General features: G+C 66.4%; 7 protein-coding genes, 22 tRNA genes and 3 pseudogenes. 26 read left to right on the top strand and 6 right to left on the bottom strand.

The genetic code is table 11. The features are described 5' to 3' along the window. Positions 1-284 precede the first annotated feature (284 nt). The gene (locus VGR06_RS22205; RefSeq protein ID WP_327561032.1) at positions 285-1,133 is read left to right on the top strand and encodes an alpha/beta hydrolase; all 849 of its coding nucleotides are present in this window, start codon (positions 285-287) and stop codon (positions 1,131-1,133) included. Positions 1,134-1,377: 244 nt separating this feature from the next. Further along, positions 1,378-1,462, top strand: a tRNA-Lys gene (locus VGR06_RS22200). A gap of 390 nt (positions 1,463-1,852) precedes the next feature. On the opposite strand, the pseudogene VGR06_RS43955 reads toward VGR06_RS22200, so the two are convergent. From VGR06_RS43955 to VGR06_RS43945, 6 genes and pseudogenes are all read right to left on the bottom strand, one after another. Continuing rightward, positions 1,853-2,173: pseudogene (locus tag VGR06_RS43955) on the bottom strand (IS3 family transposase); the annotation flags it as partial. Between the two features lie 98 nt (positions 2,174-2,271). Further along, a complete protein-coding gene (locus VGR06_RS22195; protein ID WP_414637308.1) occupies positions 2,272-2,673 on the bottom strand; it encodes a transposase in 402 nt (133 codons plus the stop codon). Beyond that, positions 2,558-3,052, bottom strand: a complete 495-nt coding sequence (locus VGR06_RS22190; protein WP_327561030.1) for a hypothetical protein — start codon at positions 3,050-3,052, stop codon at positions 2,558-2,560. Before VGR06_RS22190 ends, VGR06_RS22195 begins: the two co-directional genes overlap by 116 nt. Positions 3,053-3,071: 19 nt before the next feature. Continuing rightward, a pseudogene (locus tag VGR06_RS43950) lies at positions 3,072-3,527 on the bottom strand (IS110 family transposase); the annotation flags it as partial. Between the two features lie 133 nt (positions 3,528-3,660). Continuing rightward, on the bottom strand, positions 3,661-4,002 hold the full coding sequence (locus VGR06_RS22185) for a transposase (RefSeq protein WP_327561029.1): 342 nt from the start codon (positions 4,000-4,002) through the stop codon (positions 3,661-3,663). A 446-nt stretch (positions 4,003-4,448) separates the two neighbouring features. Beyond that, positions 4,449-4,874, bottom strand: a pseudogene (locus VGR06_RS43945) (Shedu anti-phage system protein SduA domain-containing protein); the annotation flags it as partial. Positions 4,875-5,312: 438 nt separating this feature from the next. Here VGR06_RS43945 and VGR06_RS22180 point away from each other — a divergent pair. The 24 genes from VGR06_RS22180 to VGR06_RS22065 all read left to right on the top strand — a co-directional run bounded on the left by VGR06_RS22180 (position 5,313) and on the right by VGR06_RS22065 (position 11,863). Continuing rightward, positions 5,313-6,605 (top strand): sialidase family protein, encoded by a 1,293-nt coding sequence (locus tag VGR06_RS22180; RefSeq protein ID WP_327561028.1) that lies wholly within the window; start codon positions 5,313-5,315, stop codon positions 6,603-6,605. Between the two features lie 1,171 nt (positions 6,606-7,776). After that, positions 7,777-7,849, top strand: a tRNA-Trp gene (locus VGR06_RS22175). Positions 7,850-7,958: 109 nt separating this feature from the next. Then, positions 7,959-8,031 (top strand) — tRNA-Pro (locus VGR06_RS22170). 4 nt (positions 8,032-8,035) lie between these two features. Next, a tRNA-Ala gene (locus VGR06_RS22165) sits at positions 8,036-8,108 on the top strand. A 191-nt stretch (positions 8,109-8,299) separates the two neighbouring features. Then, positions 8,300-8,374 (top strand) — tRNA-Glu (locus VGR06_RS22160). Between the two features lie 129 nt (positions 8,375-8,503). Continuing rightward, positions 8,504-8,580, top strand: a tRNA-Gly gene (locus tag VGR06_RS22155). A 3-nt stretch (positions 8,581-8,583) separates the two neighbouring features. Continuing rightward, positions 8,584-8,656 (top strand) — tRNA-Gln (locus tag VGR06_RS22150). Positions 8,657-8,723: 67 nt separating this feature from the next. After that, positions 8,724-8,793: transfer RNA gene (locus tag VGR06_RS22145), tRNA-Leu, on the top strand. Positions 8,794-8,801: 8 nt separating this feature from the next. After that, a tRNA-OTHER gene (locus VGR06_RS22140) sits at positions 8,802-8,873 on the top strand. A 5-nt stretch (positions 8,874-8,878) separates the two neighbouring features. Then, a tRNA-Gly gene (locus VGR06_RS22135) sits at positions 8,879-8,954 on the top strand. A 37-nt stretch (positions 8,955-8,991) separates the two neighbouring features. Continuing rightward, positions 8,992-9,441, top strand: a complete 450-nt coding sequence (locus tag VGR06_RS22130; protein WP_327561027.1) for an HNH endonuclease — start codon at positions 8,992-8,994, stop codon at positions 9,439-9,441. Positions 9,442-9,483: 42 nt separating this feature from the next. Further along, positions 9,484-9,555, top strand: a tRNA-Gln gene (locus tag VGR06_RS22125). A gap of 5 nt (positions 9,556-9,560) precedes the next feature. Then, positions 9,561-9,634, top strand: a tRNA-Leu gene (locus VGR06_RS22120). A 6-nt stretch (positions 9,635-9,640) separates the two neighbouring features. Next, positions 9,641-9,713: transfer RNA gene (locus tag VGR06_RS22115), tRNA-Thr, on the top strand. A 7-nt stretch (positions 9,714-9,720) separates the two neighbouring features. Then, positions 9,721-9,793: transfer RNA gene (locus tag VGR06_RS22110), tRNA-Thr, on the top strand. A gap of 74 nt (positions 9,794-9,867) precedes the next feature. After that, positions 9,868-9,941, top strand: a tRNA-Leu gene (locus VGR06_RS22105). A 31-nt stretch (positions 9,942-9,972) separates the two neighbouring features. Continuing rightward, the gene (locus VGR06_RS22100) at positions 9,973-11,172 is read left to right on the top strand and encodes an RtcB family protein (RefSeq protein WP_327561026.1); all 1,200 of its coding nucleotides are present in this window, start codon (positions 9,973-9,975) and stop codon (positions 11,170-11,172) included. A gap of 39 nt (positions 11,173-11,211) precedes the next feature. Continuing rightward, positions 11,212-11,283, top strand: a tRNA-Asp gene (locus VGR06_RS22095). Between the two features lie 5 nt (positions 11,284-11,288). Beyond that, positions 11,289-11,376 (top strand) — tRNA-Ser (locus tag VGR06_RS22090). Between the two features lie 6 nt (positions 11,377-11,382). Continuing rightward, positions 11,383-11,456 (top strand) — tRNA-Ile (locus VGR06_RS22085). A 5-nt stretch (positions 11,457-11,461) separates the two neighbouring features. Then, positions 11,462-11,536 (top strand) — tRNA-Arg (locus VGR06_RS22080). Positions 11,537-11,541: 5 nt separating this feature from the next. After that, positions 11,542-11,615: transfer RNA gene (locus tag VGR06_RS22075), tRNA-Pro, on the top strand. Between the two features lie 5 nt (positions 11,616-11,620). Then, positions 11,621-11,694: transfer RNA gene (locus VGR06_RS22070), tRNA-Pro, on the top strand. A gap of 97 nt (positions 11,695-11,791) precedes the next feature. Next, positions 11,792-11,863, top strand: a tRNA-Lys gene (locus VGR06_RS22065). The last annotated feature ends 429 nt before the right edge of the window (positions 11,864-12,292 follow it).

Below are 12,292 nucleotides of genomic sequence, written 5' to 3'. Positions count from 1 at the left end.
ACGCCGCTGATGCGCTCGCTCCTGTCGTCGCCGAGCTGACCGGACATTGACCGGCAAAACCGACGCTATGGGCGAAGGAGTCGACCAAGCTGCGCGTCTGGAGTCTTTGCCGACATTGATGCCGCTGCCGTAAGCGGAACCCCGGCCGTACGCCTATGGCTGAAGATCATCCGGTCCCACAAGGGATCCGCATGCGTACCCGGCTCGCAGACGATGCCGATGAGTTTCGGGTGGATCTCGGGTCAGGAGCAGTAGTGGATCCGAGCCGATGGGAAGGAACAACAATGAGCACGATGACCTCCGTGCGGACGAACGGCGTCGAACTCGGCGTCGAAACCTTTGGCCGCGATGCCGATCCGCTCGTGCTGCTGGCTGGCGGGACCACGATGCTGTCGTGGCCCGACTCGGTGTGTGAGCGGCTCGCGGCGGGTGGCCGGTGGGTGGTCCGCTATGACCTGCGCGACTGCGGAGCGTCGACGACCCTCGACCCGGAGGCACCGGCGTACCGTCTGCGCGATCTCGCCGCCGATGCGGCGGCGCTTGTCGACACGCTCGGTGCCGTGACGGCTCACCTCGGCGGCGTCGGGGTCGGCGGGATGGTCGCTCAGGTAGCCGCGCTCGACCATCCGAAGGCGTTTTCGGCCCTGACGCTGGTGAGCACCCGACCAGTCGCGCCCGGCCCGGTCGACGACGATCTGCCGGACCATGACGCGGCGACCATGCAAGCGGTGTTCTCGCGCCCGATGCCCGACTGGACCGACCGAGCCGCTGTCGCCGCGTTCGCCGCCGACGGCGCCGAGCTGCTTGGCAATGACCCGGAGCAGGCACGCGCGACCGCGGCACGGATCTGGGACCGCACACCGTCGAGCGAATCCGCTGTGCAGCAGGCGAATCAACTCGGAATGGTGTTCGCCCGGCTCGACTGCACGCCGCGGTGGCGTGAGCGCCTCGGCGAGCTAACCCTGCCGACACTCGTCGTGCACGGCCGCGTGGATCCGTTCTTCCCGGTCGGCAACGGCGAGGCGCTCGCCGCCACGATCCCCGCCGCGCGGCTGCTCGTCCTCGACGACATGGGCACCGCCCTGCGGGACGCCGCGGCCGACAAGGTCGCCGGCGCGATGCTCGCCCTCTGATTCCTCCGCCGGACCGCCCCTCCAAGTTGGCGGTGCAGGCCCGCGCAACTGGTGTTGGAGTTGACCACCAAGTGGTGGAAGCGGCGGGTGAGCCAGCCCGGGTGCAGCGGTGTGCCGTTGTCGGTGGTGAACAACGTAGCCGGCGCCATGGGAGACCAATGGGAGACCGGATGTCCCGACACAGTGCGGAGGCCGACGGCACGCCGTGGCATACCGTCGGCCTCCTCACCAGCCAAAACGTCACGCGGTGGTATCAAGCGTCAGCCAGCGATATTCAAGATCGCGGACTCTTAATCCGCGGGTTGTAGGTTCGAGTCCTACGCGGCGCACCCGTTATCAAGGCTCTGACCTGGTAATTCTTACCGGATCGGAGTCGTTTTCATGTCTATAGTGGACGGTTGTGTGTTCGTGGTGTGCTCTGGAGCCAACGTACGGTTCGGGCGCTGGGCGGACTGGATGGACGAAACGGCACCGCGGGCTTCCCGTGGCGGGTGGTTCCCAAGGTCATCCCGGATTGATCGTTACACCCGTGACGGACCTCGCGGGGCTCGACGTCACGTATAGGCGGTTACGGGCCGTGCCGAGGGGCCGGCTGCGCGGCCCCTTGGCGCGGCCTGACAGAGCGCTACCGGTGTAGCTGGTCGAGAATCCATGTGGCGACGGTACGGACGGCACCGGACACAGCGCCGCGGACCACCGCTGCGATGAGCGTCACGCGCTCGTCGCGGGAGCGGCTGGCAGGGCCGCAAGCCCAGCTCGCGCATCAACGCCCGGACCAGCTCGAGCCCGCACACGACGCCGTGGTCGGCCAGGTCGGAATGGATGCGCCGGTAGCCGTAGGTGCCGTCGGCCGTTCTTCACGCCGCCGGGTCGTGGCGGATTCCGGTTTGTTCCGCCAGTCATAGAATCCGGATCGGGACGTCCAGCCACGCGCACATCTGCACGATCGACGGTGTGGGATGATCGTTCTTGGAGGAGACCGCGTACTCGGCGTCGATGAACTCGAACGTGTCGCTCACCGATGATCCCGGGCGAAGTACGCCTCGGCTGAGATGTGAATCCCCCAGCCATCACGGGCACGCGTCAGGCAGTCGTCCAGGTTGGGGGCCTCGACGACTGCGGCTTCACCACCGATGGGTTATGCGGCGTCGGGCTCGATAGTGACCTTCACGCCGAGAGCTTCCAGTTGTTTGACCAGCCGATTGGTGCGGCGTTCAACGGAGAAGCGGCGAGTAGTCCAATCGGGGCCCAGTTCCCGATGCGGCACCCGGTCACGAACGATGTGCCAATAGGCGACCAGGATGTCGTGACGGGTGGCACCGATCGCTTTGGCCGAGCCGCGCCGCCCACGGATCTGGGCGTGGTGCGCGGCCAGATAGGTGCCTTTGCCGCGGGCAGCGGCCTGCTCCGCCTGGGTCAACGCTTTACGCAGCCACTTCGACCCGGGACGGGTGGTGCCGCTGAACCGTTTGCCGCCGGAGGCGTTGTTGCCCGGGCAGATCCCGGCCCACGATGCGAGGTGCCCGGCCGAGGAGAACACCGACATGCCCCAGCCGCACTCGGCCAACAGCACGTGCGCCGTGTTCGGTGCCCCCCGGGATCGTACACACCAGCTCGACCAGATCCGCGACGGGCGCCACCATCGCGTTGATCTTCTCGTCCAACCCGGCCAACTGCTCGTCAAGACTGTCGATGTGCCCGAGCAGCCGCCGGACCATCACGCCGTGGTGCGTGACCCGGAACCGGTTCGCCAGCGCCTCGACAAGCCGGTCGGACTTGGACCGCAGCCGTCCCTTGGCCAACGCCGCCAACTCGACCGGGTCGCCGACCCCGGCCACCAAGGCGACCGTAATCGCCCGCGCGGTCTTGGAGTACGCCTGCGACGCCACCGAGGTCAGCTTGATCCCGGCGTCCTGCATGATCTTTCTCCAGCCGCTGGATGCACCGGGTGCGTTCCTGCGTGACCGCGGTCCGCAACCGGGTCACATCCCGCGGGTCACGCACCGCCGGCGGGGGAATGAAACTCGGCCGCACCAGACCATGCTCGATGAGCTGGGCAATCCACACCGAGTCAGCGACGTCGGTCTTGCGGCCCGGCACGTTGTGCATGTGCTGCGCGTTGAGCAGCCAGCACTCCACCCCGAACTCCGGTTCCAGTATCGCGAACACCGGCTTCCAGTACACGCCGGTAGCCTCCATCCCAACCAACGTGACCGCGTGCTCACCAACCAGCCAGTCGGCCATCCGGGTCAGCCCCGCGATGGTCGTGGCGAACGTGCGTGTCTCACCACGACGAGTACCCCGCCGCTTGCCCGGAACCCGAACCGTGGCCACCACGCTGTCGCGATGTACATCCAGCCCCGCGCAGCGTTCCACCAGAACATCCACACCCATCTCCCTGTTACGGTCCACCCATGCGACCGTCCGGGAGGGACCTGCCGATCAGAAGAGTCTGAGATACGCGCTCAAGGCAGCAGTCACCGGTTCCTCAAGCCCCAGCGTCACACTTTTTTACGAGCTCGAAGCATCAAGCCGCGCCGACGTCGGCCCGGACGGCGACCGGCAGATTCTCATACCGCCCGGTGACCGCGAACCGCGCGGTCATGGCCACTTTTTTCAAGAACTCGTTCTCCATGCGTAATTCCCGCGCTTCGCGTTCGAGTTGACGCAGCCGTTCTCGTTCGCTGATGTTCAGCGGCGGCTCGTCGCCGGCGTGCTCGCGCCGGTACGCGGCGACCCAATTCCCCAGGGTGCCTTCCCCGATGCCGAGTTCACGAGCAACCGAGGCGATCGGGCGCGATCCCTCGATTACCAGCATCACCGCTTCTTCCCTAAACTGCGGGGAGAAACTCGTCTTCGCGCGTGACAACTGTTTTCCTCTCCAGATCAACCAATTCTACTTGGTCCACCTGTCCGGAAAGACCGTGGCGGCTCAGTGCTACCTTGATCTTTGCAGTAGGCAGCTCAGTAGTGATCGCTTCGGTGTGAACTACTGGCGGTGAGGGTTGGTGGGGTCGCTTGCGAGGTCAACCAGCATGATCCGGTCTTGTTCGGCCTGGTTCGGCTCTTACGGTTGCTGTACTTCAGTGCTGTACAGCGGGTTCCACGGCCGGTTCGGACGTCGTTGGCCGAAGGGCTGGCTGCAGCGGTCGTACCGGGCCAGTTGTCGAACAAGGAGGCTATTTCTCATCGAGCTGAAGAAGGTTTGTCGCGCGTAGACACAGCTCGTCATATAATGATTTCAGGCTTCCTTTAGCGAGTTGCGATAGTGCTCAAAGCTTAAGTACTTTTCGTCGCTGACGCGACCGTCCGCGCTTAGGAACTGATCCAGGCTGCCAACCAGAAGGTAGGAACGTGGTCGGGATGCAAATGCGCTGATGCCTGTTTCGAACCCGTCAGAATCTCTACCAACAACTTCGTGCCGATTGCTCGACGTGCTTTTTCAACAGTGACGTGCGACTGCGCAACACCGCTCGATAGCTCGGCGCTTGCGTGCCATACCTCTGGCCTATGGCGCTGCTGTGCCAGAAGTGGCGTAGTCGGTAATTTGATCTTCACCAAGCATAGTGAACTTATGAGGCCGGCTGTTCTCATTAAAGCGTCTGCACGTTTGCCCGCTCCAGCAACTGATGCGCCAGCAACTACTCGCTCAAGCTTCTGCTCATCCCATCCCAGTAAGAGCTGAGCTGAGAGACCAAAGCTGAAAATCCACCGGTTTTCGTCAAAGAAGAGCTGCCAGAGATCTTCGTCTCTGGATTTCTTAAGCTCACCCTTTTTCGAAGGAAATACTCCTTATCGTCGAGGTAAAAAGTATTAATATTGCAGCTATTTCTCGAGATTCACGACTTCGCCAGAACTAGCCTTTGGGCGGATGCTGCCGTCGGCAAGGCGTTATTGATTGACCCCATACGCCGCCAGGAGAAGACTCCCTGTTGACGAGGGGAGGCGCGGGGTATCGGAGCACAACAAGAAACACGAGGGGATGGTTTCATGCAAGCCAAACGAACCCTTTGGCGCGGGCTCTTCGCCTCGCTCGCGGGAGCGGTCGTCGTCGTCCTGGTCGCCACACCGGCGGCGGCCGGCACGTACACACAAGGACCACTCGTCCTCACCACAGGGCCGAGCCCGTTCGCCACCTGCAGCGTCGGTGGGCCGGGCACGAACTACCCGAATTCCGAGGTGGAGCCGTTCGTCGCGGTCAACCCGACGAACCGGAACAACATCATCGGCGTCTTCCAGCAGGACCGCTGGGATAACGGCGGTGCTCACGGCATCATCGCGGCCGTTACGCACGACGGCGGCCAGACCTGGACCGAGACGTGGCCGCACTTCAGCACCTGCGCGGGCGGCACCACCGCGAATGGAGGGAACTACGACCGCTCGTCCGATCCGTGGGTGACGTTCGCGGCGAACGGCGACGCGTACTTCATCAGCCTCTCGGCGAGCGCTGACCTCCTGACCTCCGCGGTCCTCGTTAGCAAGTCCACCAACGGGGGCGACACGTGGAGCGAGCCCACAACGCTGATCAGCGAGCGGTCGGCGTTCCATTTCAACGACAAGGAGTCGATCACCGCAGACCCGAAGGCGTCGTACGTTTACGCCGTCTGGGATCGGAGCCGCTTCCCCAGCGAGAACGCCGACTTCAACGCGCTGCGCTCCGCCGCGTTCCGCGGGCCTGCCATGTTCTCGCGGACGACGGATGGCGGAGCGACGTGGTCCGCGCCGCGGAACATCATGCCTACCAACGCGAACCTGTTCACGATTGGTAACCAGGTCGCGGTGCTCCCGGATGGCTCGCTGGTCGACGTCTTCGAACTCATTAACGGATCGGGGCGTCAGCCGTCCCCGAACCAGTTCACCGAGTCGCTGATGCGCTCGACCGACAAGGGGCTGACATGGTCGAACGTGATCGACATCTCGACTGACCAATCAGTGGCGGTGCGTGACCCGGACACTGGTGCGGCGGTTCGGGCGGGGGCGGGACTTCCCGACGTGGCTGTCGATCGCACAACCGGCACCCTCTACGTCGTCTGGAACGACTCCCGCTTCAGCGGCGGTCTCCGTGACGACGTCGCGCTGTCGAAGTCGACCGACGGCGGGCGTACCTGGTCGACGCCTATCAAGGTGAACCAGACCCCGGTGCCCGTGGCAGCCTTCACCCCATCAGTCGAGGTAGCGGCAGACGGGACGGTCGGCGTCTCCTACTACGACTTCCGGAACAACACGCCAGCTCCGGGAGCCCTGACCGACGCGTTCTTGGCCCACTCCCATAACGGCGGTGCGACCTGGACGGAGAACCGGCTGACACCGACCTCATTCGACATCGAGCAGGCCCCGGTGGCCCGCGGATACTTCCTCGGTGACTATGAAGGTCTGACCAGCGCCGGTTCGACCTTCATGCCGTTCTTCAGCACGGCTGTAAGCGCCCCCACCAACCCGACAGACGTGTTCTTCACGACTGTCGCTCCCTGACCTGACCCCAGGAGAGCGGCAAGGCCGCCCTCCTGGGTTACGGCCCCGCTCATATCGCTCGAATCGGGCTGCGCGGCACCTGTCGGTGATCAAGCCGACAGGTGCCGCGCCGGTTCGCGCACTTACCTGCATGCGCGGTGGGTGTCCAGAGGGTCATATGGGAGTCGGTGGCGGGCGCGGTCTGCGGGTTCGGGCACGAATGAAGTGCCCCGCCGGGGCTGAGGCGGGCGAGTTGGGTTGGCGGCGGCAACGGCATGCCGGTCTTGGTGGTCAGCCAGTGCCGCAGCCACCGCGCCACAGTCCAGGTCTGGGTCGTGCGCTCGGCCCGAGACTGCTCGAGTAGTTCGTTGCGGGCGGCCTCGGCCGCGCGGCGCGTGGGGTAGCCCACCCCGGCGGACCCGCTCCCGCCGGCCGAACATGGTGGTCACGGAGCAGTGGAAGTACCAGCTGCCATGCCCCCGCTCGGCCAGCCGCGGGCAGCTGCGGCCCCGTCGGCGTCGGGTACCCGGCTGCATACAGCCGCACCGTTTCACGATCACACCCAGACTGCGCATCGTCCTCACCTCCGCGGCCGAAACCTCTTCGCCTGAGCCGACGATCCGCCCACTGGTCGGCCCCGGGTGTCACCCGTGTGTGTGATGGTCGCCGTGAACTTTCGGCGGGGGAACGCGTTGGCGGATAGTCGGTTCGACCGATCGGCATCCGCATCATGTCCGCATGATGACGACCAGCGCGGGGCGAGTTGTGGCCGACCTTGGGTCCTCCGTCATGGCAGCGGCGCACAGGCATCGCCGGCAGCGGCTCCTGGAAGTTGTCAAGTACCAACCGGCGGATACCAGGCGAATCCGACCCGCCGGCGGCCGCCCTGACTGAACGAGCCTTCGCCGCCGGAAATCCCTTGCCCCGTCCCGGCGTCGTCCCTACTGTCAGATCGGCACGCAAGACCAACTAGCTTAGGGAGCACTCGGATGTTGTGGCACACCTCGATCGAACCGCGGCGCAGCGCGCTGTGCGGTGAGATGAGCGCGCCCATATCCGGGCGACCCGTCGACCTGCACAGCGACCGCCCCTACCTGGATAGGTGGCGCGACTAGCGCGATCCACGAAGCGCGAACGCCGCCCACCCAGCATCGGGATCGGGCGGCGTTTCTCGTATCTCCATAACTTCCATACGGGCGTAGCTCAACTGGAAGAGCAGCGGTCTCCAAAGCCGTCGGTTGTGGGTTCAACTCCTGCCGCCCGTGCGAACACCCCGGCAGGCCGGCGGTGACGATCATTGAGAACTCCACAGTGGATGGCATGAAAGCGAATGCCCAGCCGGTCGGTGAACAAATGCCGGCCGGCTGGGCGGGACGAGGGTGTCCGGCACGGTGACCGGGCCCGCTTTGGGAGCGGGAAGCAGCGCGTTCGACTCGCGCATCCTCGACGATGGGCTTGTGGCGCAGTTGGTAGCGCTTCGCTCTGGCAGGGCGAAGGTCCCCGGTTCGAACCCGGGCAGGTCCACCGAGACGAGAGGAGCTATGACCCCGGCGCGGCCGCGGGCATGTCGTTGAAAGGCACCTTCCACCGCGCCTGCCAAGCTCAGGAGGTAGCAGCGTCCGGTTGAAGCCCGGAACGTTCGGGGTTCGACGCCCAGGGCAGGCACGTCGGCGCGGGACTGGTCGGGACCACCTCACCGGCCTCGCATGTTACATGGGCCGTTGGAGCTGCCTGGAAAGCTCGTCGCGTTCTCAGCGCGAAGATCAGGGGTTCGAATCCCCTACGGCCGTTGACACCGGGTGCACCCGGCGTAAACCAGATCCGCGGGGTTCGACTCCCGCTGGTGGCGCCCGGCAGCCCGTGGCCCACGGAGCTGGGTGAAGGTTCAATTCCCGTCACTGTGACCGGATCTGGCGCTCGCGGTAGTCGCCCAACGGGTAGGGCACCTGCCTTCCAAGCAGGCACAGACGGGGTTCGAGTCCCCGCTACCGCTCCACGATCCGGGTTGCTCTGCTGGCTGGGCACCATGACTTTGGATCATGGGTACGCAGGTTCGATTCCTGCACCCGGAGCGAGGACGTGCATGAGCGCGGTCGGTCGACGGACCCGGCGAACCCGGGGCGCCTGGTGACCCGCCAAGCCGCGGTAGCCCAACGGAAGAGGCGGCTCAAACCCGGTCCAGGTGCGGGTTCGAATCCCGCTCGCGGTACCTACCCCGCCGTCGTAGCTCATCGGTTAGAGCACGCCCCGGTACGGGCGAGGTGGCCGGTTCGCGCCTGGCCGGCGGCTCTCACGCGGACGTAGCGCAGCAGGTAGCGCGTCACCTTGCCAAGGTGAAGGTCGCCGGTTCGATCCCGGTCGTCCGCTCCACATCCCACCGGATCACGACCAGGGAGGTGACATCCCGGTGGACGCAGTCCTGGTTCTCAACGCCGACTTGGGCCCGCTGCACCAGGTGAGCCTCCGCCACGCGGTCCGGATGATCTTCCGCCGTGTGGCCGAGATCCACGAGGCCGAGCCGGACCGGCTCATCGGTGTGTATCCCGTACCGAGGGTCGTGCGCCTCGTCCGGTACGTCGTCACCCGCTGGCGGTACAGCGCTGGACCCGCGTGGTCCCGGGCCGGCGTGCTCGCCCGCGACAGCCGCCGCTGCGGCTACTGCGGCCAGACGGCTACAACGATCGACCACGCGCTACCCCGCTCGCGGGGCGGCCGCAACACATGGCTGAACACCGTGGCCGCCTGTGGCGGCTGCAACCAGCGCAAGGGCGACGCCACGCCCGCCGAGGCGGGCATGGCGCTGCGGATCCGGCCGACGGCCCCGACGTGGGCCGCGCTGTCCGCCGCCCGGCGCTGAGGCGGCCGGCCGAGGCTTCGCTACCTGGCCCGCCGGCCGCGATGGGAGCTGATGTAACCGGCAGCATGGTTGCCTCTGAAGCAGCTCGTCCAGGTTCGAATCCTGGGCTCCCAGCTCACGCCCTCGTAGCCCAACTGGTAGAGGCGCCAGGTCGAGAGCCTGGTCGGTGCGCGTTCGACTCGCGCCGAGGGCACGCGATGCCGGTGGAGCACGGGTGGCCGTGCGCTCGCCTTGTAAGCGAGATGCTGCGGGTTCGACTCCCGTCGCCGGCTCTCCCAGGCCAGCGCAGCACGACAGGTGGTGCGCCGCTCTCGTAAAGCGGAGGTAGCCGGTTCGAGTCCGGCCGCTGGCTCTCGGGGTGGGTGCTGGTGCACAGCGTCGCCTTGCAAGCAACGCCCGCGGGGGTTCGACTCCCCGACACTCCACACCCGGGTAGCCCAACTGGCAGAGGCGCCGCGTTCAGAGCGCGGAGGATGGGGGTTCGAATCCCCCACCGGGTACGTACGACGACAGACAGCGACGGAGGAGACGATGGCGCACACCCTACTGCCGGGCACCCGCGCCCCGGTGCGGGTCTGGACCGACCCCGCGGGGATCGAGCCGGAGGCCGCCCGGCAGCTACGCAACATCGGCTCCCTGCCCTGGGTCGACGGAGTCGCGGTGATGCCCGACGTGCACTACGGCAAGGGCGCCACGGTCGGCTCCGTCATCGCCATGCGGCAGGCCATCGCGCCGGCCGCGGTCGGCGTCGACATCGGCTGCGGCATGTCCGCGGTGCGCACCAACCTCGTTGACGCGGACCTGCCCGACGACCTCTCCGGTCTGCGCGGCGCGATCGAGGCGGCGATCCCGGTCGGGTTCAACGCCCACGACGAGCCGGTCCGGCCGCGCCGGGTGCACGGCCTTGCCACCGCCGGATGGGACCAGTTCTGGTCGGGATTTCGGGATCTGCGCGCCGACGTCGCCGGCATCGAAGGACGGGCGCAGCGCCAGATGGGCACGCTCGGCGGCGGTAACCACTTCATCGAGATCTGCCTGGAGCAGGGCGGCGGCGACGCCGGACGGGTATGGCTGATGCTGCACTCCGGATCGCGCAACATCGGCAAGGAGCTCGCCGAGCGGCATATCGCAGTCGCCCGTACGCTGCCGCACAACGCCGGCCTGCCCGACCGGGACCTGGCGGTGTTCGTCGCCGGCACCCCGGAGATGGAGGCGTACCGGCGTGATCTGTGGTGGGCGCAGGAGTACGCCCGCCGCAACCGGGCCGTCATGCTCGCCCTGCTCTGCAACGTTGTCCGCCACGCCTTGCCGCAGGCGCGTTTCGACGAGCCGATCTCGGCGCACCACAACTACGTCGCCGAGGAGACGTACGGCGGGGTGGAGTTGCTGGTGACCCGCAAGGGCGCGATCCGCGCCGGCAGAGGCGAGTTGGGCATCATTCCCGGGTCGATGGGCACCGGTTCGTACATCGTACGCGGCCGCGGCAATCCGGATGCCTACTGCTCGGCGTCGCACGGCGCCGGCCGGCGGATGTCGCGGGCGGCCGCGAAGCGGACCTTCACCCAGGAGGATCTCATCGAGCAGACCGCCGGTGTGGAGTGCCGCAAGGACACTGGTGTGATCGACGAGATTCCCGCGGCGTACAAGGACATCACCGCGGTGATGGCCGACCAGCACGATCTGGTCGAGGTCGTCGCCCACCTCAAGCAGGTCGTCTGCGTCAAGGGATGACCTGCGCCGGCCCGGCGACGCTCCGCCGGGCTGGTCCTTGCCCTGTTAGCTCAATGGGAGAGCGCCCGCCTGTCGAGCGGGAGGCCACCGGTTCGATCCCGGTACGGGGCGCGCATGAAGGGTTGGCCGAGCCTGGTTGAAGGCGCCGCGTTGCTAGCGCGGAGCGGGTAGCACCGCCCGGGGGTTCGAATCCCTCACCCTTCGCTCCATCCCGCCGTAGCTCATGTGGTGAGAGCGCCGAGCTGATAACTCGGAGGTGGATGGTTCGACACCATCCGGCGGGACTCATGCCCCTGTAGCTCAATGGACAGAGCGGCGGCCTACGAAGCCGCGTCATGTGCGAGTTCGACTCTCGCCAGGGGTGCGTATCGGGACGTGGCTCAGCTTGGTAGAGCACCGCGCTGGGGGCGCGGGGGTCGCAGGTTCAAATCTTGCCGTCCCGACGTTACGGGTTGTGGCTCAGCTTGGTAGAGCACTCGGTTCGGGACCGAGAGGTCGTGGGTTCAAATCCCGCCAACCCGACTTCCGTGGAAGCTGGCGCCCAGCGGTGGGCAACCGGTCTTGAAAACCGGGCCGGGCAAGGTGTCCCGGGGGTTCGACTCCTCCAGCTTCCGCTCGCGGGCCGCGAGCATGGACGGTTATGCTCCGGGCTCTTACCCCGGAGAGCGGGGTTCGAGTCCCCGGCGGCCCACTTTTGGTGGAAGTACGCGAACCGCTTCCGCGGCGGTGTCGTGCACCTCCGGCTGGAGGTTTGCGGGGATGTCGTCACGGCCGAGCGGGACGTTGATGACGGGTGTGGCGATGTCCCCGTCGATGCGTAGCTCGGCGACCAGGACCTCGCACATCGTCTTGCGCTCCTGCGGGGTGCCGGTGCTGATGATCTCGTGGATGCGGTCTCGGATCTCGGCTAGGTAGCCGGTGTCGGGCTCCTGGTCGTCGATGTCGGTGAGGAAGGTCAGTTCGTCGCTGCGGTGACGCAGTTGGCGGATCTGTTCGGAGAGTTTGTCGATCCGGCGGGCGACCGTTTCGCGGTCGATCTTGTTGCCCTCGTGGTCGGTGAGGTACCGGTCGACCAGGGCCTCCTTGGCGGCGAGCTGTTCTTGTACCTCGGTCAGTTCGT

This window comes from Actinophytocola sp., from assembly GCF_036002505.1.
Taxonomy (GTDB): domain Bacteria; phylum Actinomycetota; class Actinomycetes; order Mycobacteriales; family Pseudonocardiaceae; genus DASYTH01.
Note: the sequence above shows the minus strand (reverse complement) of the source record. Positions and strands in the feature narration are given on the sequence as shown.

Coding starts and splice junctions, on each gene's coding strand:
- VGR06_RS22190 (WP_327561030.1), bottom strand. CDS start 3,052: ATGCAGGACGCCGGGATCAAGCTGACCTCGGTGGCGTCGCAGGCGTAC.
- VGR06_RS22100 (WP_327561026.1), top strand. CDS start 9,973: ATGGCGCACACCCTACTGCCGGGCACCCGCGCCCCGGTGCGGGTCTGG.
- VGR06_RS22205 (WP_327561032.1), top strand. CDS start 285: ATGAGCACGATGACCTCCGTGCGGACGAACGGCGTCGAACTCGGCGTC.